Source organism: Loktanella sp. M215 (assembly GCF_021735925.1).
GTDB lineage: Bacteria > Pseudomonadota > Alphaproteobacteria > Rhodobacterales > Rhodobacteraceae > Loktanella.
This window is the reverse complement of sequence record NZ_WMEA01000001.1, coordinates 2,376,536-2,403,483: the sequence shown is the minus strand read 5'-3', so window position 1 is coordinate 2,403,483 and position 26,948 is coordinate 2,376,536. Positions and strand designations below refer to the sequence as shown.

Below are 26,948 nucleotides of genomic sequence, written 5' to 3'. Positions count from 1 at the left end.
GCGCGGCCCCAAGGGTCTGAATTAGAGACCGTCAATGGCCCGTAAGGCACGATTTTGCAAGGGGCCATGCCATCGCGACGGGCTTGCTTCGGTGACAAACATGTGGCGCAGGCGAAACGACATGGCCACCCCCGGCGGCGCGTCCCCCCCCCCGAGACTGTCACCACCCCCGGCCCGCCGCGCACTGCGGATGCAGGCAGTAGACAACCAGACAACGCAGGATGCGCGAGATGAAGCGTTTGTAGCTACCTGTGACAGCTTCGGCTTTTTGAAAGCAGCCAAAATTCTTATATGTCTGTTCGCTTTAATGGTGCCCAGGGGCGGAATCGAACCACCGACACGAGGATTTTCAATCCACTGCTCTACCCCTGAGCTACCCGGGCACCGGGATGGCCAACGCCATCGGGTAGCGGCGTTCTAGGTCAGCCGCGCGGGGGTGTCCAGAGGGATTTCGCGCAAATCAGTGGGGTTTTTCGGGGTCGTGCCAATCGTCGTCATCCCCCTGCTCTTCCGGCGCGGCTGGGATCGCGTAGGACCCCGTCAGCCACTTTGCCAGATCGACATCGGCGCAGCGACGCGAGCAGAAGGGTTTGTATTTCGGATCGGTATCGCGGTCGCAGATCGGGCAGGTCATGTGGGCAGACCCTGCCACGGCAGCCGCTCGCGTTTGCGCTGCAGTTCGAACAGGCCCATGGTCGTCCAGCCCACGAGGGATGTTTCCACCGTGTCGGCGCGGAAGGCTGCGCGCAGGGATTGTTCGACCTGCTTGCGGTGCGCCTTGGACATCGGCGCGAAGTCCACGGCGATCTGCCCGCCAAAGCCGCGCAGGCGCAACGCGCGCGGCAGCACGCGGGCGGCGGCAAGGTTCACCTTGAGTGCGGCCGCCGGAGAGGTATCGCCACCGGTATTGACGTCAACGGCCACCAGCGCGCGTGTCGCCTCGACATACATCGTGCCGTCGGACAGGGCGATGCGGGGCTGCGAGATATCGTCGATCTGGTCCATGACGCCAAGGCGTTCGAATCCGCCGGGTTCGGTCACGACCTCAGCCGGGATCACCCATTCGCGCCAGGCCAATGCATGCGGGCCGTCGCCTTCGGTCAGGGCTTCGGGCTCGGCCCCCTCGCCCTCGGCCATGATCGCGGCAGCAAGGTCCTGCATCGCACCGATATCCTCGGCAATCTCGTCTTCGGTCGCATGGGCGCAGGAGGAACGCAGGATCAGACCGGCGCCGTCCGCGTCATCGAAAACGCCGTGTGCGACGGCCAAGAGCGCGTTGCGCTGGTCGTCGTCGGTGATCTGGCGGCTGACGTTCACGCCCGGCTTGCCGGGGGTGACAATCGCAAAGCGGCTTTTGAACAGCACGCGGTCGGTGACGGGGACGGCCTTGCCATCCTCGGCGTAGCCCGTGACCTGCACCAGCATCGGCTGCCCGGGGCGCAGGCCCTTGGCGCTGCGCAGGAAGGCTGTGCCGCCTTCGGGCAGGCGCAGCATCATGCCGCCCTGCCCCTTCAGCGGCCGGTCGCAGACGGCGCGATAGATCGCACCGGGGCGCGGCGCGTCGGGCGTGTCGATCAGCAGATCGTCAAGTTGGCCGTCCACCAGCAGGGCGGCGGCCTCAATCCCGTTCAGATCGTCGAGGATGATGGTGCGGCCCTTCATGCGGGGACTCCGTATATGGGATAACCTGCGGCGGTCAGCAGGGTGGCGGTTTCCGCCAGTGGCAGGCCGACGACGGACGTAAAGCTGCCGTTGATCCACGGGATGAACGCACCGGCAGGCCCCTGAATGGCATAGCCCCCCGCCTTGCCGCGCCAGTCGTCCGAGGCGATGTAGGCGTCGACCTCGGCGTCAGAGAGGCGTTTCATCATCACAGTCGTCTGCACGTCGCGGGCCGTCACGCGGCCGTTCCGACGCACCGTCACCGCGGTGATGACCTTGTGACGGCGGCCCGACAGCAGGGCGAGAAAGGCGCGCGCCTCGGCCGCGTCCGCCGGTTTACCCATGATGCGCCGGCCCAGTGCCACGGTCGTATCGGCGCACAGCACGATGGCATCGTCAGGCGCGACAACGGCCGCGACCTTTTCGGCCGCAATCCGTTTGACGTAGTCGCGTGGCAACTCGGCGCGGCGCACCTCCTCGTCGATGTCAGGCGCCGTCACCGCATCCGGCACGACGCCGATCTGCGCCAGCAGTTCCAGCCGCCGGGGCGAGCCGGAGCCTAGGATCAGTTGCGGTCTGTTGATCATGTCATGCACCCGAGTGTTCGTGCCGGGTGTCGGTCGCGGTCTGCTGGACGCAAACCGCAGGCCCGCAAAGGCGCGACACCGCGCCCTTGTTTATTTGAAGCGGTAGTTGATCCGACCCTTGGTCAGATCATAGGGGGTCATTTCGACCTGCACCTTGTCGCCTGCGAGGACACGGATGCGGTTCTTGCGCATCTTGCCAGCCGTATGTGCGATGATTTCATGGCCGTTTTCCAACTCGACCCGGAATGTCGCATTCGGCAGCAGTTCCTTCACGACGCCCGGAAATTCGAGAAGTTCATCCTTGGCCATGTGGTCTCCTGTCTGGATTTTTGCCGCGTCGCAGCGGCTGCGGCGTGTAAATGCGCCTCATTTCCGCAATTTTCAAGGGCAAAAGACGCGTCACTGTTCCCATACCAAAGATGGTTTGGAAAAACCGTGCGTCAGGCGGGCAAGACGGGGGCCTTTGACGTCCCGGCCCAGCCTCGCCAGACCGGTCGGGTGGCGCGGCATATATCAAACCCACGCCAGCACAAGGGCCGCCAGCACGACATACCGCATCCCCTTGGCCAATGTCACCAGCAGCACGAAGGGGATCAGGGGTTCACGCATCACCCCTGCCACAAGCGTCAGCGGATCGCCCACGACCGGCAGCCAGCTGCCCAGCAGGGTCCAGCGCCCATAGCGGCTATACCAGCCTTGCGCGCGGTCAAGCTGCCGGTCGGACGCAGGAAACCAGCGTCGGTGCCTGAACCGCAACAGCGATCGCCCCACGATCCAGTTCACGACAGAGCCGAGCACATTTCCGGCAGTTGCCACCAGAATCAGCGCCAGTGGCGCGTGATCGCCCGCCGCCAGAAGGCCCGCAAGCACCGCCTCGGACTGCAACGGCAGCAGGGTCGCCGCCAGAAAAGCCGCGGTAAACAGGGCAACGAAAGCGATCACTGGGACCTCTGCAGACGATGGCGAGGACACACCCATGGCGCAGGGGTCCACGCGCAATCCATTCCTCTAATCTGTCGGCGGCGGACCGAATCGTTCGGTCAGGCGCGCGATGATCTGATCGCGGGTCTGGCGATACAGCGCCATGCGGGCGTCGCGCTGATCGACCATGCCGGTCGGGTCCAGCACCGGCCAGTATTCGACGTCAAGGTGATAGAACTGCGTCAGATCCAGCGCCCGGCGCTGGCTGGCGGGCGACAGGGCCAGCACCAGATCGAAGGACGACAGGTCATCGCCCCATTGCTCCATCTCGTCGAAACTGCGGGACCGGTGGCGGTGCAGCTCGACGCCGATCTCCTCGCAGACCGCAATGGCGAAACCGTCGATCTCCATGTCGTTGTTCACACCGACGGACTGGATATAGGCACGCGTGCCGTAAAGTTTCTTCATGATGCCCTCGGCCATGGGCGAGCGCACCGCGTTGTGGTCGCAGCAAAACAGAACGGACTGCGGCAGGCGGCCTGCCTTCACTCCGCCGTCATCCGCCAAAATGCAGCACGCAGATCAGGGTGAAGAGGCGGCGCGCGGTATCGATATCCACGTCGGCCTTGCCGTCGAGGCGTTCCTGCAGGACGCGGGCGCCTTCGTTGTGGATGCCGCGCCGGGCCATGTCGATCGTCTCGATCTGGCTGGGTGGCATGGTCTTGACCGCGTCGAAATAGCTTTCGCAGATCTGGAAATAATCTTTCACCACCTGCCGGAACGGGCCGAGCGACAGATGAAAGGCACCGGCATCGCCCAGTTCCGCGTCGGTGATATCAAACACCAGCCGCCGTTCGCGGATCGACAGCTCCAGCCGGTAGGGCCCGGGCGGCACGTCGCGATCGGCGCGCGGCGGCAGGACAAACGTGTTGTCTTCCAGCAGGTCGAAGATCGCGACGCGGCGCTCCTGCTCGATCTCGGGCGATGGCGCGGGAAGCCCGGTATCGTCCAGCGCGATGTGGACGATGCGGCTCATGGCCGGTTCAAACGATCAAGGCGGGCCTGCACGCTCAAGCCATGCGCCTGCAGGCTTTCGGACAGCGCCAGCCGTGCCGCAGTGGGCCCGATCGCGGCCAGTGCGGCGGGGGTCATCCGGGCTAGGGTCGTGCGCTTGATGAAATCCATGACGGACAATCCACTGGAAAACCGGGCCGACCGGGCGGTGGGCAGCACGTGGTTCGGGCCCCCAATGTAGTCACCGATTGCCTCCGGCGTCCAGCCACCGATAAAGATGGCCCCCGCGTGCGCGATCCGCAGGCTCAACGCATCCGCATCGGCCACGCAAAGTTCGAGGTGTTCCGGCGCGATCCGGTCAGATAAGGCGACAGCGGTATCGAGGTCAGGCACCGTGATCACTGCGCCGAAATCGCGCCAGCTTGCCCCGGCGATCTTGCGCCGTTCCAGAGTCTGCAGGCGCACATCGACCGCATCGGACACGGCCCGGCCAAAGGCGGCATCGGTGGTGATCAGGATCGACTGCGCGCTCTCGTCATGCTCCGCCTGCGACAGAAGGTCGAGCGCGATCCAGTCCGGATCATTGTCACCGTCCGCGATGACCAGAATCTCCGACGGCCCCGCAATCATGTCGATCCCGACCTTGCCGAACACCCGCCGCTTGGCCGCCGCGACATAGGCATTGCCCGGTCCCGTGATCTTGTCCACGGGGGCAATGGTTTGCGTGCCGTAAGCCAGCGCCGCAATCGCCTGCGCGCCGCCGATGCGATAGATTTCATCGACGCCCGCGATCCTTGCCGCCAGCAGCACCAGCGGGTTCAGCACGCCGTCCGGTGTCGGCACCACCATGGCCAGCCGTGCCACGCCCGCCACCTTGGCCGGAATCGCGTTCATCAGCACGGACGACGGATAGCTCGCCAACCCGCCCGGCACATAAAGCCCCGCCGCCGACACCGGCGTCCAGCGCCAGCCCAGGTGGGCGCCTGCGTCATCGGTCCACTGCTGGTCCTCCGGCATCTGGCGCGCGTGATAGGCACGGATCCGCGCCGCCGCCAGTTCCAGCGCCGCGCGGTCCTCGGCCCCGACTTCGGCGCAGGCCGCATCGACCTCGGCGGTCGAGATCCGCAGACGGTCCGCTGTCAGGGTCAGGCGATCGAATTTCGCGGTCAGGTCAATCAGCGCCTGATCCCCCCGGCCCCGCACGTCCGCGATGATGGCCGCGACCGCATCGTCCACATCGGGACTGTCCTCGCGCTTGGCACTCAAAAGCGCCTGAAACCGCGCCTCGAAATCCGCGTCTTGCGCGTCCAGAAACTGTGGCATGTCATGTCCTTCCGCTGCGACGAGCAGCCTTTCATCTGACCAGATAAACTCCCGCCGGAGGCTTAGAATCTTTCACGGCGGCCGCAATCAGTCCGGATGTCGCGGCGCCTTGCGCGACGGTGCGACATAGGGCCGAGTCACATCGCGCAGGATGACCTCCAGCGCCTCGACGCTGCAAGAAATCACGCCGTCCCCCGCCAGTGTCATCACGACCTCTCCGGTGCCATCCTCGCCTGGCCGAAACTCCAGCGCCAGCAGCGACAGGATCGTATCGGCATCGCCCTTGGGCACGCCCTGCGACCGCACACCCATCACATCCTCGATCAGCAGCACCGTCTGCACCCGTTCGAAATCGCGACGCCCCTGCGCCTTGGGCGCATCTTCCCACCGGAACCGGTTCAGCAGGATGGCAAAGCGCCGGTCCGCCGGGGTCCAGCGCATTTCGGACGCCGGAAACACCGCATCCTGCGCGAGGGCCGAGATGACCTGCAAATCCTCCGCATCGCGAGCCATCAGGGCCAGCGGGCGATCCACACCGTCTTCGAAACGCGCGTCTTCGGTCATGTGCTGCTTACCCTTTCGATCTGCGCGCCCACGGCACCCAGCTTGTCCTCGACATGCTCGTATCCGCGATCCAGATGATAGACCCGGTTCACGATCGTCTCGCCCTGTGCCGCCAGCCCCGCAAGGATCAGCGAGACGCTGGCCCGCAGGTCGGTGGCCATGACCGGCGCACCTTTCAGCGTCTCGACCCCCTGCACCGTGGCATGGCCGCCATGCACCTCGATCCGCGCCCCCATCCGCACCAGTTCGGGGGCATGCATGAAGCGGTTCTCGAAGATCTTCTCTTCCAGCACCGATGTGCCGTCGGCCAGGCACAGCATCGCCATCATCTGCGCCTGCAGATCTGTCGGAAAGCCTGGGAAGGGTTCCGTGACAACGTCCACCGCCCGCGGTCGGTCGCCGCGCAGCTTGACCTTCAGCCCTTTGTCAGTCTGGGTCACATCGACACCGGCCGCATCCAGCTTTTCAGCAAACGCCGCGACAAGGTCCATGCGCCCGCCGAGACACTCCACTTCGCCGCCGCAGAACACCGGCGCCAGCATGTAGGTGCCCAGTTCGATGCGGTCCGTGACGACAGGGTGCGTCGCAGCGCCAAGCCGGTCCACCCCCTGCACCGTAATCGTCGACGTCCCCTCGCCTTCGATCTGTGCGCCCATCCGGCGCAGGCACTGGGCCAGATCGACGATCTCGGGCTCGCGCGCGGCGTTCTCGATGACTGTGGTACCGCGCGCCAGCGTCGCCGCCATCAGCACGTTTTCAGTAGCCCCGACGCTCGCGAACCGCAGCGGCACCCTTGCCCCTTTCAGCCCGCCGGGCGCCTTGGCATGCAGATAGCCGTCGCGCAGCTCGATCTGCGCGCCCATCGCCTCCAGCGCCGTGACGTGGATGTCCATGGGCCGCGCACCGATGGCACAGCCGCCCGGCAGCGAGACGATCGCCTGATGATGCCGCGCCAGCAGCGGACCTAGCACAAGGTTCGACGCCCGCATCTTGCGCACAATTTCATAATCCGCGGTCGTCGAGGTCATGGCATGGCTCGACAGCACCTGCACCTTGCCGTTCTGCATCGAGGTCACTTCGACCCCCAAGGACTGCAACAGGGCTGTCATCGTCTTGATGTCGGACAGGCGCGGTGCATTGGTCAGGGTCAACGGCTCCTCTGACAGCAGGGTCGCGGGCATTAGGGCCAGCGCCGCGTTCTTGGCCCCGGCAATGGCGATCTGGCCGTGCAGGGCCTTGCCCCCGGTGACGACGATAGAATCCATGATGCAAACTTTCCTGGCTGCGGCCCGTTGGCCGCGGTGTTACCCCGCCTGCCCGGCATCGTCCAGTCGCAGGCGCCGGCACCAACAGTGGCACCTCGCATGCCGGATCCCGGACGGTCCGTCAGCGCCATGATGCCGGACAGACCCTCAGGCCGGGTCGTCTTCCACCTTGCGCGCCTTGGCCTGCGCCTTGCGCTTGGCCATGTTGGCCTTCAGGGCGGCCTTCAGCCGCGCCTCGCGCGCCTCGGCGGCTGTCTTTGGGCGGCGAACGGAAATGTCAGGTTTTTCGGTCATCTGCCATTCCTAGCATTTGCCCAAATTTTGGTCCAGACAGGGCTTGCACCCTGCCAAAAGGTCCGCTAATTCCGCGCCACGGATGCTGTGGTAGCTCAGTGGCAGAGCACACCCTTGGTAAGGGTGAGGTCGAGAGTTCAATCCTCTCTCACAGCACCATCTGGACTCTAGTCAGACCCCAGAAAATAAAGGCCTTCTAACCTTTGTCTTGCGGTGTCTGACCGCAATCAGGGGTGTGCTCTTGCGTTCACCTGTACGCAGTTCGCATGATCCTACGATTTATCTCGGTGGCACAGATCGCTTTCCTACCTTTGATCACCGTGTTTACCCTCCTGCCGATAGAGCGGTAGGCCGTCAGCGTATTTTGGTACCGTGTACCGTAGGTTCGAATCCTACCACCCCAGCCAGCGATCCTCTTAGAAAATCAAAGTGTTACAGGCAGCCTTTTCTTCGGCACGGTGCCGGACATGGCGGCAGTTTACAGTTCAGCTTACAAAGCCCGGTTTGACACCAAAATCTGATATTATCGGACGTTGGACGACATTCACGCGCTGAGAGTTTTTTTGACGCCCGTCATGTATCGCGAAGGTAATGCTGGCAGAAAAGCCAGTTGGCGGAACGGCGATCTTGATGCGCACTGGAAACCGGCGATCGGCGTCACTGGTGGCGGAGATGCGACTTAGAAACCTGAGGGCTTCCAGTCTGGATGTCATGTTCTGTAGGCATCTAACACGCTGCACATTTGCATATTTACTTGAGCTGATTAATCGAAACGTTCTGACTCTAAGAACGATTTAGGAACGCCTTATACGGAGGCTTCGATGGGCGCGAATTCGACGAACACGTGGACGACGCGCACGTTCAATCCATGGTGGGGCTGCACCAAGCTGTCTGCAGGTTGCAAGCACTGCCACGCTGAAGCCTGGGCCGCGAGGGTTGGCCGAAACGTCTGCGGACCCAAAAAGCAGACTCTCGGTTAGCCCATCAGTGGGCGCGGCAAGTAAAATACTGGAGGGGGTTCCAGAATGAAAAATGTCACCTAAGGTACGACGGAAAATGTAGTAGACGGCGATCATGGATGATGAGGCAAAGCTATCTGAGACGCCCGAAGAGTTTCTCGACGCCTTGGGTGAGAGACTTGTCAAGGAAGGTGTTGATAGGAACCTTGCTGGAGTCCTGACGAAACACGTTCTAAAAGCCACTCCTGCGCAGAATGCCGTTGTTCAAGCTAAGGACGCCATTTTGAAACTCGCCTCCGAGCGAGCGGACCCGTCGAAGACGGAGGTGGTCAATGACTGATCCATATTTTTTCCAGTCGTTGGGCCTGACTGGCTTCCGGGCCTATCTCCAGCCGAAGACTTTCGATTTCAGCAAGAAGCGATGTCTGGCGATCTTCGCGCCCAATGGGAGAGGTAAATCAAGCGTCATCGATGCACTTGAGTTCATACTGTCCAAGGACGGCACGCTTGAACGGCTCGGCCAGCGCGCCATCAATAATCAGGCCGGTCCGTTCGCTTTGGCGCACAACCTTGCCGAAGAAGCAAAAATCTCCCCGACCGTGACGATCGGCATCGTCTCAGGCAAGGATATCACGAGTGGAAGTCGCGCGGCGGCAGGTGCAAAGCGGCCGATCCCGCCTGTGGCGACCACCATCAATGCTTGTTTTGCGGTGCCGCCAATCATTCGCGGCCACGCACTCCGCACATTTGTTGAAATCCACACGGCCGAGCAACGTTACGCGGATGTCGCCAATTGGCTGCAACTCGGCCCGCTGGTCGATGTCCAGAAGAACCTTCGTTCATTGCGCACGCAGATCAAGACCGCTGCCGAAGACGAGACAGCGCTCCAGCGTGTTGATACTCAGATCGCCAAGGAGACGAGCCAGGCTGTCAAAATATGGGACGCAGCAATGGTTCTCTCCCACGCCAATATGGTGATCCTCACGCCGCTTGACCCGGCGCTCGTCTTCTCCGCCCTAGCCACGCTTGATCCGGCCTATGTCGAATTGGAGGTGCGCGCCAAAGCGGAGGAGAACAAGATCGGACTCGCCGGCTTACGGCAAATCCGCAGCGCGGCTGCCAGCTTGTGGCTGGAGACGACTGACGCCGATAGCGGTGAAACCGTGGTCAGCGGCGCAGTTCCTACCTTCGATTCCGCCGTCACGACGCTTGCGACGGCCGAAGGCAAGGAAGCAGAGGAGCGCGACAAGGCGGCTGGAGCCGTGTTTCAGGCACTCTGGAAAGCCGCTGAACCGCTATTCGCCGAAGGCGCGCCGATACCAGAGGTTTGCCCAGTCTGCCTCACACCTATCGCGGACACCGCGGCTAGCAGCGCAGAAGCGATCCGAGATCACGTCGCCAAACATCTCGAAGAACTGGCCGACTACGCAGCAGCCAAGAAGATGCGTGATGATGCTAAGACGGCGGCGACCAACGCCCATACCCAACTGGTGGCGTCGCTGCCGGGACTGATTGGCTTGCTTGGCGATAGTGACACGGCGCTTAAAGGCGAGCTGGTCGAGTATCAGGCTTGCGTCGCAGTTTGGGCGAAAAGTGCCGCGCCAGCCTCCGATGGCATTGTCGCCTCGATCTCCAAATTGCTGACGACCCTCGATAAAGCCATTTCCGACATCGAGGCGAAGCAAGGGGATCACACCTATCTCAAAACTAAAGCGAAGATTGATCGCCTGCTGGAGCTACAAGGCGAACGGAATCTGGCGCTGCGGACAAGCGAGGAGTTAGGGAAGTTGTCTGAGGCGCTTACGACGCAGGCGGCAACGATCTCGGCAGAAATCCGCAAAAAGGTCCAGGCGCTGCTCAATAAGCTCCAGACGCCAATGAACGACATCTACAAGATGATCCAAGGCGCGGGCGCCAAGCCGATCCGGCTGGAGCTACCGGGGGAAGACGATAGCAATCAGCAACGCCTCAATCTGCTGATCGATTTTGCTGCGAACCGGACCGGTGTACAGCCGGGCGGCTATTTGAGCGATTCCCAGATCCATTCTGTGGCGCTGGCGCTGCGCATGGCGGCGATCAAGCAGTTCAACGCTGACGCACCCATCATCGCGCTGGACGATATTGTCACGTCTTACGATGCCGATCATCGCCGCACCATTGCCGGGTTGATCGCCACCATGTTCGGCGATTGCCAAGTCCTCATCACCACCCATGACGAACGGTTCTTCAACTATCTAAAGGACCAACTCGAAGCGAAGACGTGGCATTTCACCCGCATCATTAGCCTCGACCCCGCTTCAGGGCCAAGATTCGCTGACCACAAGGTCAGCGACGACATGATCGAGACGCGCTGGGCGGACGGGCAGTCGGCGGCCAATGAAATGCGCCAAGCCGAAGAGGAATGGCTGCTCGGCATATGCCGTGATTTCGGCGTCAGCGTCCGTATCCGACCGCTGGAGAAGGCCTATTCCTATGAGCGTAGCGAGTTGGCATCTGCGCTCGGCGGTTTGCTCAAAGACGCGAAACTGGAACCGGCGCTGGTGCCCGGCGTGAACAACCGTTTCCTCGCGAGCCTTGCAACAGGCACGATCGAAAACTTTGGGAGCCATTTTCAGGACGTCCCTTACGGCGATGGCTCGATTGGCGACGAAAAGGCACGATGGGATGAGTTCAAGACGTTCCGCAGCCAGTTCGCCTGCAAGAAATGCAGCCGCACGAAATTCCAGCGGCCCCTCACGTTGAAGAAGCCAGTATGCGCGCATGGCGGATGTGAGACCCAGTTCGAGTTCGCAGCCGCGGGAGCAGCATAGTGGGAGGGCGATCGAAACCCGTCGAGCTGGCAACGCGCAGCTTTGAAAAGCAAGGCGCCGCGACGGCTTTCTTCAAGGCGATGCTGAACCGCTACCGTCCAGGTGAACGAGTCAACGACGAGGATGCTCTGGACGTCGCGGCTTTGCTCGAACGGCATACGGAATATGTCGCGAAAGTCGGCTGCGGCGTCAGCCACTTCCAAGTGATGATGACTGAACATGGCACGCAGTGTTTCCGCATCATCCGGACGGACGGCAGCGGTACGGATTTCTCCTATCCGCACTGCATCACACAGCGGCCGCCCAGCCGTAAGCAGGAGGTGTCGCAAGCGTTTCGCCGGGCCGTGCGATTTGATCTGTATAAAGCCCGAGACGCTTTCTTCGCGAAGCATGGCGACGCCAACGGCAACGCTACTTGCGCAGCGACGGGTGAGCGGATCACCCGAGAAGATGCCCATATGGATCATCGCCCACCGATGACATTCGAGGTAATCGTGACCACATTTCTTTGCGGTCGGGGCATATCGCTCGACGACGTTCCGCTTACGGCCGGGCAGGACGATCAAGTCTCCCCAGAGGTGACCGACCAGACGTTGTCCGAGGCGTTTCGGTTGTACCACACGTCTTTGGCGCGGCTCGATCTCGTTTGTAAGACCGTCAATCTGGCACAAGCGAGCCGACATCGTCTGAAAGACGGGCGTGTCTCCTTGACCCAATGACGCTGTCTGAGGATTTTGGGTTGGATGGCCGTCCAGTTAGCTAAGTTAAGCGCTTAAAAATAGAGGTCTCTTTGGAAATCAATGAAGAGGAAGCGAAACGAGTAACGGACCCTACACAGGTGGACGGCTCATCGTCGCCATCAGCGCAAGGACCACAAATCGATTATGCTCTTCACACTTTAGGTTGGAAGTCATTTCAAGACCTGTGCGTAGCAATCGCTCAGGAAGTGCTGAAGCGGTCTGTTGAGACATTTCTGCCCTCAAAGGATGGCGGGCGAGATGGTGCATTTCTCGGCCGTTGGTCAAATAAAGATTCAGCCGGTCGCTCGACAATCCAGTGCAAATTTACGAGCAAAGCGGATGCGCCGCTAAGCCTGAGCGCGGTGAAGGGCGAACTGAGCAAGGCCGGAGGGCTCGCAGCCAGAGGGTTGGCTGAAGACTACATCCTTCTCACAAACCACGGCGTATCGGGCTTGCAGGCCGACGCGATCGCTGCGGCGTTCGAAGCGGTGGGCGTGAAGAACTGCGTCATTCTTGGCCGTGACTGGATCTCGCAGCAAATTCGGGAATCTTCACGGCTACGGGTAATGGTGCCGAGGGTCTATGGATTGGGAGACCTTTCCCAGATCCTTGACGAGCGGTCTTATGCGCAATCTCGGGCTATTTTAAGCGCGCTTGGGGACGATCTGGCATGTTTCGTTGTTACAGATGCACATCGTCAGAGCGTGGACGCGCTACTAGATCATAATTTTGTCTTGCTGCTTGGGGATCCAGCTTCCGGGAAATCGACTATCGCCGCGAGCCTTGCTTTGGGAGCGCTTGATCACTGGCACGCGCCGACTATCCGCATAACAAGTCCTGAAGATATAATGCGGCATTGGAATCCCGCTGACCCAAAGCAGTTCTTCTGGATAGATGATGCGTTCGGCGCCACTCAGTACCAACGCCATATTGCCGATGGCTGGAATCGGCAGATGCCCCTGATGGCCGCCGCGCTGCGTAAGGGCGCCCGCTTTTTGCTGACATCCCGCACCTACATCTGGCGATCAGCTTATCGCGATCTCAAAACCAGCGCATTTCCACTTCTCGACAAATCCCAGGTGGTCATCAACGTCCAAGGCTTGGCAACCTCAGAGAAGGCACAAATCCTGTACAATCACATAAAACGTGGTGATCAACCCGCTGCGTTTAAAAAGGCAATTAAGCCTCATTTGGCGAAAGTTGCTGAAGATGCGTCTTTTCTTCCTGAGACAGCTCGTCGCCTTGGGTCCGCATTCTTCACGGCGAAAGTGACACTTGGAGAGGAGGGCTTGCTCGATTTTGCACGGCGACCCGTCGACTTCCTAAAAGACGTTCTGCGTAATCTCGATCGCGGCGAAGCGGCCGCAGTCGCACTCATTTTCATGCACGGCGGGCAACTCGCGTCACCAATCGAGAATGACGACCGTATAGCATTAATCACGGAGCTCTTGGGCGTCACCGCTGCCGAAATCCGGCTTGCGCTGGATTCACTTCGCGGCAGCCTTGCTCTGTTTGTCGATACAACAGAGGGACCAAAATGGACCTTCAAGCACCCAACTATCGGTGATGCCTATGCTGCACTCGTAGCCAATTCACCCGAACTGACCGAAATTTACCTGCGTGGCGCGAAATTCGAACGGTTGCTTGAGGAGGTCGTGTGCGGCGGGGTAGAGTTGCGTGGCGCAAGCGTCCGCGTCGGCCCTACACTGTACCCGGCGCTTCTCAATCGTTTGCTCGTCCATCCTATTGACTACCGCATCCGCTATTTTCTCGGTCAACGCTGCGACGATGCGTTCTTGCGTATGGTTGTAGATCAGGTGCCGAATGTTCTCGATCTCCGCCCTGGTGCGTTCATGGCGTACTCCTCCGAAAATCGACTATTGGCGAAGCTGCATCAGGCGGAACTTTTACCCGACGAAAAGCGCCTCAGCCTCGTAGAACACATTGTCGATACGACTCTTTCGGTCCCTGATGGTGGTGTTTTCTGCGACGAGTCTCTTCGGTCGCTCCTGACCGATGCCGAGTTTGACAATCTTCTCGAACGAGCAAGACGAGACGTTCTTAATCAAATTGACACCCATATTTCTGATTGGAAATCGAATTGCGAGAGTAGCGACCCGGATAGTCACTTCGATGAGTTGTCAAATTTTTTGAGTGGTTTCGAGGATGCGCTTCCGATTGACGACCCTGATCGAGCTAAGATTGATAGTGGACGAATATCTATCGGAAAGGCAATTGAGGACCTGAATGAGACCCGCGACCCTGATGTCGAAGATCGAGTGGAAACGCCGGTCGGCCGAGCCGCCAGCGCACGCTCGAACATCCAGGCAATTTTCGACGACGTAGATCGCTAAATGGTCTTTTTGGGCGTCGACCTGCTCCTCTGAGTGGCCACTTTAGTGAATGCCGCCTCGCGGCATCTCCAGGATCTGAACGGCCGTTGTTGGTCGTTCGCGCAGAACAATTTTTTCTGCTTTTGCAAAATGCTGCGGAACGGCATTCGGTACAGAGGGCTGGAAACAAATTGCCGCTGCAGATTCCACTTACGTCCGGCTTGAATGGGCTTTTCTTTAGACATAACTCGGTGCCACCCCCGCATCAATGGAACAAGTCCAGACCGGATACTCGAAGGCCTCCCCTGCCGGATCGCCTGTCCGGTCTCGACAACCCTTCGCTCAAAACACGTCGTTACACTTATTTCAGTTGTTTCTCCTATTACACTTGCCTGAGATACGTATCACAGCCATATCTGTCTCAAGGTTAGGGAGAACCAAAATGACTGACACGAGAGACCAGGCCGATGCGGCGGGCCTCAACACAAGGCTGCCCACCGCAGAAGAGATTGACAGCGCCGCACACGCTGCAACGGCGATCGCCGTTGCTCTGGACATCGATGGGGTCCTCCGGGTTTCCGGTCAGGATGGCCAAGACGTCCACATCGCGCCTGCCGTGGGCGAGCTCATCATCGAGCTGCTTGGCCACGTAGCCAGCGGCAACATGGTGACGCTGGTGCCAGTCGGCACGATGCTGACGACGCAGGAAGCGGCTGACATGCTGAACGTGTCGCGCCCCCATCTGACGAAGCTCCTCAAGGAGGGTGAGATCGCCTTCGAGCCAGTCGGCAAGCACAGACGCGTCCCCCTGTCCGCCCTCATGGCGTATCGAGACAAGCGCTACGCGGCGCGCAGCGCCGGCCTCAACGAGCTTGCGCGGCTGGGACAGGAATTCGACCGCGGATGAGCTTCAGGTCGAACCCCTTTGTGGCCGTTCTCGACGCCAATGTCTTGTACCCGTACCGGGTGCGGGACGTCCTACTGACATTCTGCCAGGAGGGACTGTTCAGGGCGCGTTTCACGAACCAGATCCTCGATGAGTGGACGCGGAGCGTGATCAGTACCAAGCCCTAGTTCGAGGGCAGCGTAAGGAAACAGGAGGCGATTATCCGCAAGGTTTTCGATGACTGCCTGGTGACAGGTCATGAGCCGTTCATAGACGTAATTGAACTGCCCGATAGAAATGACCGACATGTCCTCGCGGCTGCAATCCGTTCTGGCGCCCAGGTCATTGTGACGGAGAACCTGCGAGACTTCCCCGCAGACAAGCTTGAGGAATACGACATTGAAGCCCTGACGGCTGACGACTTCCTGGTGAATACTTATACACTGTTCAGGTCGGACGGCGCCCGGTCGCTTAGGATGGTCAGGAAAATGTACCAAGCCCCCCCGTTCACGACGGCAGAGTTCATCTTGGACCTTACGAAGTCTGGCTTGCCGAAGCTGGCTGCAGCGGCGCGCGTTGATATCGAGTTCCTTTAGGAATCCTTCTCTGCGTCAAGCCTCTCCCGCCGTTCTACCTTTTCCCGAACGCCATCCGTCATGTCCGGGTCAAGTGCCGCATACTTTTCGACCATCTGTGCTGCGTGTTGATAACCCCACCCCATATGACTTGCGAGCTCAGCAAGGTTACATCCCGCCCTGAGCAATCTTGTGACGGCAGTGCCCCTGGCATCGTACAAGCGTAATTCCTTTCGGATCCCGAGGCGATCCCGCCACTCTGTGATCGCACGGCCCATTGAATCCGAATTCTCGAAATCCTTGCCATCTGCGGCAGTGATAATCCGGCCTTGGTCAAACGGAAGTTTCGCAATCAGAGCGGCCATACGCCAACTGACTGGCACTGTAGCATAGTTTTTGCCGCGGCTCTTCCGCGTTTTCAAAATGATGCGCCCGTCATTGCTGTTTGACTTCTGAAAATCGGATCGCTGTAGCATCTGCAGATCACCCGGACGCAATCCGGTTTCTACCGCTGCGATCAGAATCCTGCTCACATAGCGAGGGGCATCCTTTACCATCAGATCGATCTCCGCTTGTGTCCAGATGATGCTGGCCCGGTTCGACTTCACCTGCTTTTTGATCCTCAGCAAGTAATGCTCGGAAAGCAGACCCCGTTCGTGGGCGAAAGAGACGATCCGCTGCATCGTGGACATCAGGTTGTCGCCTGTTCCAGACGTGAACTTGTCACGCCATCGTAGGATCTCCTGTCGGATCCGCTTGTCCTCGAATGCAGCAATCGGAGCCTTGCCGAATTCCTCCTCGATGCCACCCTTGCGAGCGACATTGCCCCAATTATCCTTCTTCGTCCGGTCTCCCAGCTTGGCAAACTCACTTGAGCCAAAGAATTCATTGATGATGTCTTGGAACGTCCCTTTCGTCACCGTGCGCGCCATAGTGGCATGCCGGAAGGCCTCGACGTATTCGATCGAGTTCTGGCCATAGGCCATCGATTTATCCCAAATCCGGGGACCACCGCGCCATGCATAGTGGTACTCGACCAATGTGCCGCCGGCGAGCGTCTTGCGGACGCGATGGACGCCCTTGAGTTGCACCCTGAGTTTAGCCACGACGGTTAAAATAGTCGTCAGCCAACGAGGCTTTGCAACCAATCGCATCCTGACCAGGCCTGGTCTGAAGTTGAACGCTCTCGCCTTCCACGCTGAAGCTATAGACTGTCAAACCCGCCATCTCGGCAGCACGGATCGCGCGGGTGATATCGGCAGCCGTCGCCTCCTTGCGGTACGGACCACGGCTCTTTGGCTGTGGTGACGGCGCCGCTCCGCCATGAATGTGATGGATATTCGACACGTTGATGTTCCCGATCTAAAGAAGAGGTCAGGCGGGCCGATGGGTTTGTCTGGTCAGAAGTTCGCAGGCCGACGCATCAGGTCCCGCCGCTCAGGCAGGGTGCCTGAGGTATGGAAACATGTCGGCTCATCGTGCGATCGTAGGTCTCAGGATACATGGCTGGCTCCGGTCATATCGGGGGGGCCAGCCACCCGCTGTTCAACGAGAGGTCAGGCGCGAACGCGGCTGGGTACGTGATGAACAGGTATCATGGCGAAGTCTTTCTCTGAGATGGAGAGATTCATGCGGCACCTTAAAGACGAAAGCAAGCATTCTTTCTTTTGGCCTCTTAAATTTGTCCGGGACATTGACGCGGCCGATCCGCAACGCCGCATATCGCCAATCAGCGCTTGGTCGAAAAATAATCAGGCTTGACGCGGCCGCCGGCGATCCGCATGAATATCGGCCATGCTTGGTTTCATTACACTCATACCTGCACGACGCTGAGCGCGCCCGACTGGGAGCATTTCCACGGCCTGTGCAAATTTCACACGACTGATGACCCGCATGACTTTCATTGACCAGACTCCTCGCATCCGCTGCACATTGCGTCGCCGCATACGCTGATCGCGCGTGCCGTGCCTGCTCGGGCACCGTCGCGCCGCGATGCACGTAGATGAGTGGACCGCAGGGCTGCACGGCAGGCTTCGGTCCGGACCCACCACACCCATGATGGACATGCCCATGAAATCTTTCACATTCGTTCGGGCGTCGCTGCCTGCGCCCCGCAACATGGTCGACACCCTGGAAACCCGATTTACGAAATTCCTGACGGCATACCGCAAACGCCATGCCGCGCAGCGGTCACCGTTCGAGGCACTCGCGCTGGACAAGGACTTTGATGGCGAGGTCACCTGCCCCGATTGGGATGAGCCGCCGCCCAATAGTCGCCTCACGGAGGCGCATTTAGCGATGATCACCAAGAGGGCACGGCGGGTGGTTGCCCATATCAACGCCCGGACGGACTGTGCCCACCTCGTCGACGATCAGATCAAGCGCCTCCTCCCGGCCAGCCAAGGCATGCGTCTGGTGCCTCTCCGCGATGCTCAAGCCCCTGACGAGATCGCCGGTGCACTGCATGATGAATTCCCTTGGCTCGCGCCGGCGACCGATGCCGTCTGGCAGGCGCTCCGCTTGTCTGTCGGGCGCGGCACCGAGGGCGTTCGCATCCCGCCCCTGCTGCTGGTCGGCCCTCCAGGCATCGGGAAGACAACATGGGCACGAAAGCTCGGGTCGCTGATCGGTGTGCCGACAGGCATCATCGAGGCGACATCCGAGCCCTCCAGCTTCGCCTTGGTCGGCACGCAGAAGGGTTGGGGTAGTGCCGCATCCGGCAAACCATTGGATCTGATCCTGAGGACCATGGTTGCTAACCCCGTCTTCGTCGTTGACGAGATTGAGAAGGCCGGCCGAACGATGTCGCAGAGTAGCGGCGCATATGACATGACGTCAGGTTTGCTGTCGCTCCTCGAGCGCGAGAGCAGCCAGTCGTGGCAGTGCCCCTACTTCCAGCTGCCGTTCGACATGTCTTGGATCTCGTGGATCCTGACGGCCAACGATGCATCGCGTCTCCCTGCGCCGTTGCGCAGCCGGGTAACCATCATCGACCTGCCAGCCTTGACCATCGCACAGGTCATCGACTTCACCATGAAGGAAGGCGCCCGCCGCAACCTGAGCGCCCCGAGCCTGGATGCGGCAATGATCGCCCTTCAGCGAGCAGCGACCTGCCAGACAGCGCCAAGCCTACGCACCGCACTGCGCGCCCTTGAAAGGGCCGAGGCAATGGAGGCGCGGCCGATGTTGCATTGAAATCCGGCAACGGTTGCGCGAACGGCCGCGCCGTGGATGATAATGGACAAGACGAGATACATGTGGTCAACGCTGTTCTTACCTTCGTCTTTTCTTGCTTTCGTGCTTGGAAGAATGATCGAAGAGCTGTATCGTGACGGAGATGAACAAGATGACAGACGATCGCAGCAAGCTGGCGAACGTGAACTTGAAGGTTACCGAGGATGAGAAGTGGGCCTTTAAGGCGCTCTGCGCCAAGCATCGCATGAGCCAAGTGGACGGCTTTCGGCTGGCGGCGACGCTGCTGGAAGCACACCTTGAAAAGACCGGCGGCGCGTCGGAGTGACAGAACGAAACCCAACCGGAGGCCATGCGTGAGCCGCGATACACTAAACAACCATGCGGCCTTTATCTGGTCGATCGCTGAATTACTCCGTGGTGATTTCAGGCAATCCGAATACGGCAAGATCGTCCTGCCCTTCACAATTCTGCGGCGCCTCGACTGCCTCCTGGAAGCCACGAAGCAAGACGTCCTTGATGCGGCGGCGGATCTGCCGGAAGAGATGGACGATCAAATGCGCATGACCATCCTGACGGATGTGGCGCAGGCCGGCGGGCAGATTTACAACCAGAGCCGGTTCACGTTCGCCAGCCTCCGACAGCAGGATGCCGAGCAACTGCGCGCCAACCTCGTCGACTACCTGACAGGCTTCAGCCCAAACGTGCGCGACATCTTCATCGAGAAATTCAAGTTCACGGAGATCCTGAAGGACCTGGACGACAAGGGCTCGCTCTGGATGGTCTTCGACCGCTTCAGCCAGCTGCCGATCCATCCGGACGAGGTCTCCAATCTCGAGATGGGCTATCTCTTCGAGGAGCTGATCCGCCGCTTCTCGGAAATCTCGAACGAGACGGCCGGTGAACATTTCACCCCGCGCGAGGTCGTCCATCTGCTCGTCGATCTGCTGCTGGCGAACGACGACGACGCCCTTTCCGGCAAGAGCATCATCCGCCGCGTCTACGACCCGGCTTGTGGCACTGGCGGCATGCTGTCGGTGGCTGAAGAGGCCATGAAAGCAATGAACCCGGGCCTCAACGTCGATCTGTTCGGCCAAGAGCTGAACGGCGAGTCCTATGCGATCTGCAAGTCGGACATGCTTGTGAAGGGGCACGACGCTTCGCGCATCGCCTTCGGCAACACGCTGACGCAGGACGCCCACCCCAATGAGACGTTCCACTACATGCTTTCGAACCCGCCCTACGGGGTGGACTGGAAGAAATACGCTGACATGATCCGTGAAGAGCGTGAAGATGATGGCGATGAGGGTCGCTTCGTCGGCGGCCTGCCGCGGATTTCCGACGGCCAGTTCCTGTTCCTGCAGCACATGCTGTCCAAGATGCGCGATGACGGAAACGGATCGCGGATCGGCATCGTCATGAACGGCTCACCGCTGTTCACCGGCGGGGCTGGATCAGGCGAGAGCGAGATCCGCCGCTGGCTGATGGAAGACGATCTGGTTGAAGCGATCATCGCCCTGCCGACGGACATCTTCTACAACACCGGCATCCAGACGTACATCTGGATCCTCACCAACCGGAAAGCCGTCGAGCGTCGCGGCAAGGTGCAGCTGATCGATGCCAGCAGCGCGCGGTTCTGGCAGGCCATGCGAAAGTCTTTAGGCTCCAAGAGGCGCCAGATCGGCGAAGACGCCCGGGCCGAGATCGTGCGCATCTACGGCGAGTATCTGAACGGCGACGCGGGCTTCGGCGATGTGTCAAAGATCTTCAAGACGACCGATTTCGGGTATCGTGAAATCCGCGTGGAGCGGCCGCTGAAGATCAAGGTCGAGGTCACGCTTGATAAGCTGAACCCATTGGTCACGCCATTGAAGGAAATTCACGGCGCGCCGACCCTCTATCTGAAAGGCGTCCAGGACGTCCTGAAGGCCAAGACGGCGGACCAGGCCAGGTTTCTGCTGATGTGGCTGACGGAGAAGGCCGGGGCGAACGAGAAATCCGGGACCGTCTGGATGAGCCGTGATGCTTTCATCGAAGAGCTGGAGGTTGCCGCCAAGGACGATAATGAGGTCACGGGCAAGCTGCCCAAACCGATGGTCACTGCGATCGTTTCATATTTCGGCGACAGCGACCAGGATGCGGAAGTCTGCTTGGATGCCAAGGGCAATGTCGAGGCCGACGCCAAGCTGCGCGATCACGAGCTGGTGCCGCTGGGGGAGGACTGGGAAGCCTATATTGCGCGCGAGGTCACACCCTTCCTGCCAGATGCCTGGGTGGATACATCACACACCGATCCGCGGGATGGCGGCCCGGGCCGCGTGGGATACGAGATCAACTTTAACCGATATTTCTACCAGTATGTGCCACCGCGGCCATTGGCCGAGATCGATGCTGAGTTGAAAACGCTGGAGGCGGAGATTGCCGGACTGCTGAAGGAGGTGGTGGCGTGATGACGTTGCAGCAACGCGTCCATTCCGCAAAGAGACCTGAAGGCTGGACCCTCGACAAACTTCACCGAACACTAAACGTTCGCCGAGGTAATAAAAATTCCGGTATGGTGGACAATAACCTTCTTTCCCTCAGCTACGGCCGCATTATTCCCAAAGACATTAATGCTGATGGCGGATTGCTGCCTGAGAGCTTTGAAACCTATCAAGTTATTGAAGCGGGCGACATCGTCATGCGCTTAACTGACCTGCAAAATGATAAGCGCAGCCTGCGCCAAGGCCTGGCAACGGAACGCGGTATCATCACGTCGGCCTACGACGCACTACATGTGGCTCGAGACAACGATCCGAAATTCTGGTTTTATTCCCTTCTCGCGCTTGACCTTGCGAAATACTATTACTCCATCGGCGGAGGTGTGCGCCAATCGGTGAAGTTTTCAGATTTCCCGAATGAATGGATTTACCGACCCGACCTCCCCACCCAAAAGCGGATCGCCGCATTCCTCGACTGCGAAACATCGCGGATTGATGAGCTGATCTTGAAAAAGGAACGTTTGGTAAGTCTCCTTCAGGAGCGTGGTGACGCAGCGCGAGAAGAATTGCTTTGGGGACAAGGCCCCTCCACCAAACTTGGCCATCACATTTCGATCCTGCCAGGTTATGCATTTGCCAGCACGAATTTTAGCGAGAACCCGAATGATATCCGCCTTCTTCGTGGAGCGAACGTCGGGGCGAACGAGGTGCGTTGGGATGATGTCGTCTATTGGCCGAAGGCAGATATTGCTGGTCTTCAGAGATTTGAACTGAATGCAGGTGATATTGTCATGGGTATGGATCGTCCGTGGATTTCGGGAGGCATCCGAGTTGCAGAAATTACTGAGGATGACCTTCCTTGTCTGCTGCTTCAGCGTGTCTGTAAGATCGCACCTCGCTCAACGTTGAGCGTCCGCTTCTTGAAGGCCATCATCGAGAGCAGAAAGTTTATCGCTTATTTTGAGCCGATCCTGACTGGCGTGAGCGTCCCGCATATCAGCAGTGATCAGATCGCAAACTTCCGTTTTCCTTTCATCGACAAAGATGAACAGGAACGTCGGATGACCAAATTGGAGCGCATCACGCGTTCCATTTTCCCGATCACGCAAGCCACTCAAACATCAATCGATCGCCTGCGTGAATACCGCTCCGCACTGATTGCCGCTGCCGTCACCGGCCAGATCGATGTGGACACCTACGGCAAGGCCGACGCAACCGCGACAATTCTCGACCAGATCGAAGATGAGATGCACGCATGAATACCTTCATCCTCAAGATCAACGGCGACACCCGTTGCCCCGGCGGGATCAATGTCCCCACATCGATCGATGACTGGAAGTCCGGCGAGTTCTTCGCCAAGCGGATCGCGTCTTCCCCATCTAAGTATGTCGACGGGACAGTTGGACCGGAGCCGGTTGCCCGCGATCAAATCTACCTATGGGTGAACGAACATTCTGAAAAAAGCCGTGGTGTCGGTTTGACTGCAGTCGCGTTGATAAAATCGATATCCGCGGAAGCGGACAGCTACCGCATCGCGACCTCGGATCTTGTGTTGCTGGAAAAAGCGATTTCCATGGATCGTGCTCATGCAACCTTGCCTTCTTCGCCGCTGGTCGTCGAAATGAAACGCTATCGCCACGAACGTATCTGGGCGCTTTCAGAGAATGACGTGGGAACGGTCGAAGGCCTGATTGATGGGGCGGGCGGCCTCGGTGAGCGCACGGGGAAGGATTCCCTACTTGAGGCACTGCGCGATGAGGCGCAAAACATCGAGACGGCGTTACAGGAACGTAAGGCGGCGCTGATCAAACCGCGCCCGGGCCAAGCTGCCTTCAGACAGGCAGCCATCGAACGACATGACGGCCGTTGTGTTTTCACCAGAACGAATATTCCCGACGTGTTAGAGGCCGCGCATGTCATTCCGCACACGGGTGCGGTCGAATTTGAGCGCGCTGACAACAGCCTTCTGCTTCGCCGAGATATACACGCGCTCTTTGATCTCTTCTTGCTGAGCATCGATGCTGAATCAGGACAGGTTCTGGTTTCCCCAAAGCTTGATCGATCTCTCTATGCGAAGCTGCGAGGCCGCGTCGTACGGCACAGGCTTGCCCACGCCGCTCTTGATTTTCACGCCAACCAGTTTGCGAAGTTGAGCCAATTATGACCAGCCCCGCCATTTCCCGCGAAAAGCTCCATACCGAAGAGGCCGTCGAAATCCACCTCGTCGACCAGCTTGTGAGCCGTCATGGCTGGCAGGAACGCCCCTACACGGACTTCGACCGCAGGACGGCTCTCGACCCGGAGATGATGGTTGCCTTTGTCCGTACGACGCAGCCTGACGCTTGGAAGCGCCTTTGTGACCAGTATCCCGGCAAGGAACAAGAAACGCTGACCCGCCAGGTTGAGGCGCGCCTGAAGGCCGTCGGCACGCTGGAGGTCCTGAAGCAGGGCATCACGATTGTCCCGGGCATCAAGATCTCGCTCTGCGCCTTCAAGCCGACGTCTGGCCTGAACCCCACCACACTGCGCGCCTACGATGGCAACCTGCTGACGGTCATGCGCCAGGTCCGGTATGCGATGAGCAACGAGAACGCCATCGATGTGGTTCTCTTCGTCAACGGCATTCCGATTGCCACCTTGGAACTGAAAAACACACTAACCGGGTCGACCTACCAGACGGCCGAGACGCAATACCGCAAGGACCGGTCGCCGAACGGCGAGCCCCTGCTGACCTTCAAGCGCGGCGCGTTGGTCCATTTCGCCTTGGATCAGGACAACGTGTCGATGACGACGCACTTGAACAATGGCAAGACACGCTTCCTGCCGTTCAACCGCGGCCGCGACGGCGGCGCCGGCAACCCGGACGTGGCGGACGAATTCCGTATCGCCTACCTCTACCGGGATTTCGGCGCGCGGAAGGCTGCTTTTTCGCGCGAGGTTTTCCTCGACACCCTTAATACCTTCGTGCTCGTCGATGAGGTCGAACAGCCGGGCGGTGCCGTGAAGCGCACCACGATCTGGCCGCGTTTCCAGCAGCTCGATGCCGTGCGCATGCTCGTGCAGGACGCCAAGGCCAACGGGGCCGGCCAGAATTACCTGTTCCAGCACTCGGCCGGTTCGGGCAAGTCGAACACGATCGCCTGGGCGGCGCATCACTTAGCGTCGCTGCATGACGACGCGGACAACCACATCTTCGATACTGTCATCATCGTGACAGACAGGGTCATCCTCGATCGCCAGCTGCAGCAGACGGTGAAATCCTTTGCGCGGACAGCAGGCTACGTCGCTGCCATCGATGGCACATCGCGGCAACTGAAGGCCGCCATAGAGCGTGGCGCGAAAATCATCATCTCCACGATCCACAAGTTCGCCACCGACCAGCTTTCCGTGCTGCGAAACGAGGATGGCAAGCGGTTCGCCATCATCATCGATGAGGCGCACAGTTCCCAGTCCGGCAAGCATGCCGACAGCATGGCGCGTGTGCTGGCCGACGGTGGGATGACAGAAGACGAAGCCGAGATTGACGCGACCGAACAGGCTCTTCTTGAACTGCAGCGCCTGCGCGGTCCGCAGGCCAACCTCTCCTACCTGGCGTTCACGGCGACACCGAAGAACGTGACCATGGAGCGGTTTGGCCGCATGGGGGATGACGGGCCTGCGCCCTTCCACCTCTACTCCATGCGCCAAGCGGTCGAAGAAGGCTTCATCCTCGACGTGCTGAGGAACTACCAGACCTACCGGTCCTACGCGAAGCTGGAGAAGGCGATCGACGAGGATCCACGCCTGCTGGAGCGCAAGTCCTCCCGGAAGGTGGCTCGCTTCATCGATTTCCATGAAACGTCCATGGTCCAGAAGGCTGAGGTCATCGTCGAGCATTTCCGGCGGCATGTCCTGCCCGAGATTGCGGGACAAGCGAAGGCCATGGTCGTCACATCGAGCCGGGAGCACGCTATCCGCACGCACCAGGCGATCAACGCCTACATCGCCAACAACGGCTATACGGACGTGCGGTCGCTGGTCGCCTTCTCGGGTGAGATCACCTTGGACGGCCAGAGCTATACGGAGCCGGGCATGAACGGTTTCAGCGAGACAGAGCTGCCCAAGCAGTTCGACAGCGGGCGCTACAACGTGCTCGTTGTGGCCGACAAATACCAGACTGGCTTCGATCAGCCAAAGCTGGTGGCGATGTATATCGACCGGCGCCTGAGCGGCTTGCAGGCTGTGCAGACGCTGGCGCGCCTGAACCGGATCTATCCGAGCAAGGAGCGCACCTACATTCTCGATTTCCGCAACACGATCGAGGACATCCAGACAGCCTTCAAGCCATATTACAATGTCACCAAGCTGGAAGACATCTCCGACCCGAACCAGGTCTACAACCTCGAGGCCCGTCTGAAGGCCTTCGGCGTACTGGACCAACTGGAGATCGATCGGTTCGTCGACCGCTTCATGACAGCGGCCCGGCGGGGCGATGAGCGCCCCGTGCTCGAAGGCATCGTCCGCCAGGCCGTGACGCGGTTCAGCGAGAATTTGAGCGAGGCCGACCAAGAGGAATTCCGGCAGGTGCTGGCGTCCTTCCTGCGCTTCTACTCCTTCATCGCGCAGGTCGTGAACCTGGGGGACACGAACCTCGAAAAGCTGCACGTCTACGGCTCATGGCTGAAACGGATCCTACCGACGCGCCAAGCACCGCAGGGCGAGGACGTGACCGACGACATGCTAGATATGTCCGCCTACCGTCTTCAGAAGGATGGCGACCCCCAGAATGCCAGCCTAGGAAAGGATGACAACGCGCCCTTGAGCCCGATCGACCGGTTCGGCGCCAACCCCTACACCGAAGAGGAGTCCAAGACCCTCACGGAGATCATCACCGCCTTTAACGCGCGTCACGGCACCGAGTTCTCGGAAGAGGATTACATACGCTTCGAGGCGGTCAACGAAGACATCTTGGGTGACGATGCTTGGGCCGAGATGCTGCGCAACAACGATCCGCGTGATGTCCGGCCGCGGTTTGACGCCGAGTTCATGCGCCGGGCGATTTCGGCGTTCAAGCGCGATGGCGCCATGCGGAACGCGTTCATGCAGGATCAGGAGGCGCGGGACATGTTGATGGCGTTGATGTTCCAGCGGGCGGTGCGCGGAGCGTCGAATGCAGCTTAAAGCTGTGCCAGCACTTGCAACAGTCTGTCAAATAAGCAAAAAGCGCAGCTACGAGCTGCGCTTTTTACATAGGGTGTTTAGACTCTCAAAGTGCGAGGGTAAGACCCCAAGGCTCGCAGCACCCTTGTGCCGCCACGAAGCGAGTGAGACTCAGTTAGCACCATGATGCTTCATAAGCAACCA

At 59.8% G+C, this 26,948-nt stretch carries 25 protein-coding genes and 2 tRNA genes; 14 read left to right on the top strand and 13 right to left on the bottom strand.

The window, feature by feature from the left end:
* Positions 1 to 308: 308 nt before the first annotated feature.
* The 12 genes from GLR48_RS11765 to GLR48_RS11710 all read right to left on the bottom strand — a co-directional run bounded on the left by GLR48_RS11765 (position 309) and on the right by GLR48_RS11710 (position 7,630).
* Positions 309 to 383 (bottom strand) — tRNA-Phe (locus GLR48_RS11765).
* 77 nt (positions 384 to 460) lie between these two features.
* Positions 461 to 634: a DNA gyrase inhibitor YacG gene (locus GLR48_RS11760; RefSeq protein ID WP_237061610.1), complete on the bottom strand. Its 174-nt coding sequence runs from the start codon at positions 632 to 634 to the stop codon at positions 461 to 463.
* Positions 631 to 1,662 carry a ribonuclease E/G gene (locus GLR48_RS11755; protein WP_237061608.1) on the bottom strand — a complete coding sequence of 344 codons (1,032 nt, stop codon included), beginning with the start codon at positions 1,660 to 1,662 and terminating at the stop codon, positions 631 to 633. The genes GLR48_RS11760 and GLR48_RS11755 overlap by 4 nt, the downstream gene beginning before the upstream one ends.
* The gene (locus tag GLR48_RS11750; protein WP_237061605.1) at positions 1,659 to 2,249 is read right to left on the bottom strand and encodes a Maf family protein; all 591 of its coding nucleotides are present in this window, start codon (positions 2,247 to 2,249) and stop codon (positions 1,659 to 1,661) included. Before GLR48_RS11750 ends, GLR48_RS11755 begins: the two co-directional genes overlap by 4 nt.
* 90 nt (positions 2,250 to 2,339) lie before the next feature.
* Entirely contained in the window at positions 2,340 to 2,558 is a 219-nt protein-coding gene (gene infA, locus GLR48_RS11745; RefSeq protein WP_056038395.1) for a translation initiation factor IF-1, read from the bottom strand.
* A gap of 204 nt (positions 2,559 to 2,762) precedes the next feature.
* The gene (locus tag GLR48_RS11740; protein ID WP_237061604.1) at positions 2,763 to 3,191 is read right to left on the bottom strand and encodes a YqaA family protein; all 429 of its coding nucleotides are present in this window, start codon (positions 3,189 to 3,191) and stop codon (positions 2,763 to 2,765) included.
* Positions 3,192 to 3,257: 66 nt separating this feature from the next.
* The gene (locus GLR48_RS11735; RefSeq protein WP_336886623.1) at positions 3,258 to 3,719 is read right to left on the bottom strand and encodes an arsenate-mycothiol transferase ArsC; all 462 of its coding nucleotides are present in this window, start codon (positions 3,717 to 3,719) and stop codon (positions 3,258 to 3,260) included.
* A 7-nt stretch (positions 3,720 to 3,726) separates the two neighbouring features.
* Positions 3,727 to 4,206: a UPF0262 family protein gene (locus GLR48_RS11730; protein WP_237061603.1), complete on the bottom strand. Its 480-nt coding sequence runs from the start codon at positions 4,204 to 4,206 to the stop codon at positions 3,727 to 3,729.
* Positions 4,203 to 5,507, bottom strand: a complete 1,305-nt coding sequence (gene hisD / locus GLR48_RS11725; protein ID WP_237061601.1) for a histidinol dehydrogenase — start codon at positions 5,505 to 5,507, stop codon at positions 4,203 to 4,205. Before hisD ends, GLR48_RS11730 begins: the two co-directional genes overlap by 4 nt.
* An 87-nt stretch (positions 5,508 to 5,594) precedes the next feature.
* Positions 5,595 to 6,071 carry a DUF2948 family protein gene (locus tag GLR48_RS11720; RefSeq protein WP_237061600.1) on the bottom strand — a complete coding sequence of 159 codons (477 nt, stop codon included), beginning with the start codon at positions 6,069 to 6,071 and terminating at the stop codon, positions 5,595 to 5,597.
* Entirely contained in the window at positions 6,068 to 7,336 is a 1,269-nt protein-coding gene (gene murA / locus GLR48_RS11715) for a UDP-N-acetylglucosamine 1-carboxyvinyltransferase (RefSeq protein WP_237061599.1), read from the bottom strand. The genes GLR48_RS11720 and murA overlap by 4 nt, the downstream gene beginning before the upstream one ends.
* A 147-nt stretch (positions 7,337 to 7,483) precedes the next feature.
* Positions 7,484 to 7,630 carry a hypothetical protein gene (locus GLR48_RS11710; RefSeq protein ID WP_237061597.1) on the bottom strand — a complete coding sequence of 49 codons (147 nt, stop codon included), beginning with the start codon at positions 7,628 to 7,630 and terminating at the stop codon, positions 7,484 to 7,486.
* Positions 7,631 to 7,714: 84 nt separating this feature from the next.
* Between GLR48_RS11710 and GLR48_RS11705 the strand changes: the two genes are divergently transcribed.
* From GLR48_RS11705 to GLR48_RS11675, 8 genes are all read left to right on the top strand, one after another.
* Positions 7,715 to 7,789, top strand: a tRNA-Thr gene (locus GLR48_RS11705).
* Positions 7,790 to 8,451: 662 nt separating this feature from the next.
* A complete protein-coding gene (locus tag GLR48_RS25670; protein ID WP_272911399.1) occupies positions 8,452 to 8,610 on the top strand; it encodes a DUF5131 family protein in 159 nt (52 codons plus the stop codon).
* A 94-nt stretch (positions 8,611 to 8,704) separates the two neighbouring features.
* Positions 8,705 to 8,929: a hypothetical protein gene (locus tag GLR48_RS11700; RefSeq protein ID WP_237061595.1), complete on the top strand. Its 225-nt coding sequence runs from the start codon at positions 8,705 to 8,707 to the stop codon at positions 8,927 to 8,929.
* On the top strand, positions 8,922 to 11,399 hold the full coding sequence (locus tag GLR48_RS11695) for an AAA family ATPase (RefSeq protein ID WP_237061593.1): 2,478 nt from the start codon (positions 8,922 to 8,924) through the stop codon (positions 11,397 to 11,399). Before GLR48_RS11700 ends, GLR48_RS11695 begins: the two co-directional genes overlap by 8 nt.
* Entirely contained in the window at positions 11,399 to 12,118 is a 720-nt protein-coding gene (locus GLR48_RS11690; RefSeq protein ID WP_237061587.1) for a DCL family protein, read from the top strand. Before GLR48_RS11695 ends, GLR48_RS11690 begins: the two co-directional genes overlap by 1 nt.
* Positions 12,119 to 12,189: 71 nt before the next feature.
* The gene (locus GLR48_RS11685) at positions 12,190 to 14,493 is read left to right on the top strand and encodes a hypothetical protein (RefSeq protein ID WP_237061585.1); all 2,304 of its coding nucleotides are present in this window, start codon (positions 12,190 to 12,192) and stop codon (positions 14,491 to 14,493) included.
* Positions 14,494 to 14,914: 421 nt separating this feature from the next.
* Positions 14,915 to 15,379, top strand: coding sequence for a helix-turn-helix domain-containing protein (locus GLR48_RS11680; RefSeq protein WP_237061583.1), 465 nt, complete (start codon positions 14,915 to 14,917; stop codon positions 15,377 to 15,379).
* Between the two features lie 227 nt (positions 15,380 to 15,606).
* Positions 15,607 to 15,954 carry a PIN domain-containing protein gene (locus tag GLR48_RS11675; protein ID WP_237061581.1) on the top strand — a complete coding sequence of 116 codons (348 nt, stop codon included), beginning with the start codon at positions 15,607 to 15,609 and terminating at the stop codon, positions 15,952 to 15,954.
* On the opposite strand, the gene GLR48_RS11670 is transcribed toward GLR48_RS11675, so the two are convergent.
* The gene (locus GLR48_RS11670; protein WP_237061579.1) at positions 15,951 to 17,087 is read right to left on the bottom strand and encodes a tyrosine-type recombinase/integrase; all 1,137 of its coding nucleotides are present in this window, start codon (positions 17,085 to 17,087) and stop codon (positions 15,951 to 15,953) included. The genes GLR48_RS11675 and GLR48_RS11670 overlap by 4 nt on opposite strands.
* 916 nt (positions 17,088 to 18,003) lie before the next feature.
* Between GLR48_RS11670 and GLR48_RS11665 the strand changes: the two genes are divergently transcribed.
* From GLR48_RS11665 to GLR48_RS11640, 6 genes are all read left to right on the top strand, one after another.
* Entirely contained in the window at positions 18,004 to 19,128 is a 1,125-nt protein-coding gene (locus GLR48_RS11665; protein WP_237061578.1) for an AAA family ATPase, read from the top strand.
* A gap of 142 nt (positions 19,129 to 19,270) precedes the next feature.
* Positions 19,271 to 19,453 carry a hypothetical protein gene (locus GLR48_RS11660; protein WP_237064527.1) on the top strand — a complete coding sequence of 61 codons (183 nt, stop codon included), beginning with the start codon at positions 19,271 to 19,273 and terminating at the stop codon, positions 19,451 to 19,453.
* Positions 19,454 to 19,481: 28 nt separating this feature from the next.
* Positions 19,482 to 21,575 carry a type I restriction-modification system subunit M gene (locus tag GLR48_RS11655; protein ID WP_237061576.1) on the top strand — a complete coding sequence of 698 codons (2,094 nt, stop codon included), beginning with the start codon at positions 19,482 to 19,484 and terminating at the stop codon, positions 21,573 to 21,575.
* A complete protein-coding gene (locus tag GLR48_RS11650) occupies positions 21,572 to 22,864 on the top strand; it encodes a hypothetical protein (RefSeq protein WP_237061574.1) in 1,293 nt (430 codons plus the stop codon). The genes GLR48_RS11655 and GLR48_RS11650 overlap by 4 nt, the downstream gene beginning before the upstream one ends.
* A complete protein-coding gene (locus GLR48_RS11645; protein WP_237061572.1) occupies positions 22,861 to 23,769 on the top strand; it encodes an HNH endonuclease in 909 nt (302 codons plus the stop codon). Before GLR48_RS11650 ends, GLR48_RS11645 begins: the two co-directional genes overlap by 4 nt.
* Positions 23,766 to 26,765, top strand: a complete 3,000-nt coding sequence (locus tag GLR48_RS11640) for a type I restriction endonuclease subunit R (protein ID WP_237061571.1) — start codon at positions 23,766 to 23,768, stop codon at positions 26,763 to 26,765. Before GLR48_RS11645 ends, GLR48_RS11640 begins: the two co-directional genes overlap by 4 nt.
* Positions 26,766 to 26,948 lie beyond the last annotated feature (183 nt).

Bases quoted from the DNA above. Each gene is read 5' to 3' on its own strand.
- infA (WP_056038395.1), bottom strand. From the start codon at position 2,558: ATGGCCAAGGATGAACTTCTCGAATTTCCGGGCGTCGTGAAGGAACTG.
- GLR48_RS11645 (WP_237061572.1), top strand. From the start codon at position 22,861: ATGAATACCTTCATCCTCAAGATCAACGGCGACACCCGTTGCCCCGGC.
- GLR48_RS11750 (WP_237061605.1), bottom strand. From the start codon at position 2,249: ATGATCAACAGACCGCAACTGATCCTAGGCTCCGGCTCGCCCCGGCGG.
- GLR48_RS11710 (WP_237061597.1), bottom strand. From the start codon at position 7,630: ATGACCGAAAAACCTGACATTTCCGTTCGCCGCCCAAAGACAGCCGCC.
- GLR48_RS11755 (WP_237061608.1), bottom strand. From the start codon at position 1,662: ATGAAGGGCCGCACCATCATCCTCGACGATCTGAACGGGATTGAGGCC.
- GLR48_RS11660 (WP_237064527.1), top strand. From the start codon at position 19,271: ATGAACAAGATGACAGACGATCGCAGCAAGCTGGCGAACGTGAACTTG.
- GLR48_RS11665 (WP_237061578.1), top strand. From the start codon at position 18,004: ATGAAATCTTTCACATTCGTTCGGGCGTCGCTGCCTGCGCCCCGCAAC.
- GLR48_RS11760 (WP_237061610.1), bottom strand. From the start codon at position 634: ATGACCTGCCCGATCTGCGACCGCGATACCGATCCGAAATACAAACCC.
- murA (WP_237061599.1), bottom strand. From the start codon at position 7,336: ATGGATTCTATCGTCGTCACCGGGGGCAAGGCCCTGCACGGCCAGATC.
- GLR48_RS11695 (WP_237061593.1), top strand. From the start codon at position 8,922: ATGACTGATCCATATTTTTTCCAGTCGTTGGGCCTGACTGGCTTCCGG.
- GLR48_RS11720 (WP_237061600.1), bottom strand. From the start codon at position 6,071: ATGACCGAAGACGCGCGTTTCGAAGACGGTGTGGATCGCCCGCTGGCC.
- GLR48_RS25670 (WP_272911399.1), top strand. From the start codon at position 8,452: ATGGGCGCGAATTCGACGAACACGTGGACGACGCGCACGTTCAATCCA.
- hisD (WP_237061601.1), bottom strand. From the start codon at position 5,507: ATGCCACAGTTTCTGGACGCGCAAGACGCGGATTTCGAGGCGCGGTTT.
- GLR48_RS11730 (WP_237061603.1), bottom strand. From the start codon at position 4,206: ATGAGCCGCATCGTCCACATCGCGCTGGACGATACCGGGCTTCCCGCG.
- GLR48_RS11680 (WP_237061583.1), top strand. From the start codon at position 14,915: ATGACTGACACGAGAGACCAGGCCGATGCGGCGGGCCTCAACACAAGG.
- GLR48_RS11640 (WP_237061571.1), top strand. From the start codon at position 23,766: ATGACCAGCCCCGCCATTTCCCGCGAAAAGCTCCATACCGAAGAGGCC.
- GLR48_RS11700 (WP_237061595.1), top strand. From the start codon at position 8,705: ATGGATGATGAGGCAAAGCTATCTGAGACGCCCGAAGAGTTTCTCGAC.
- GLR48_RS11670 (WP_237061579.1), bottom strand. From the start codon at position 17,087: ATGCGATTGGTTGCAAAGCCTCGTTGGCTGACGACTATTTTAACCGTC.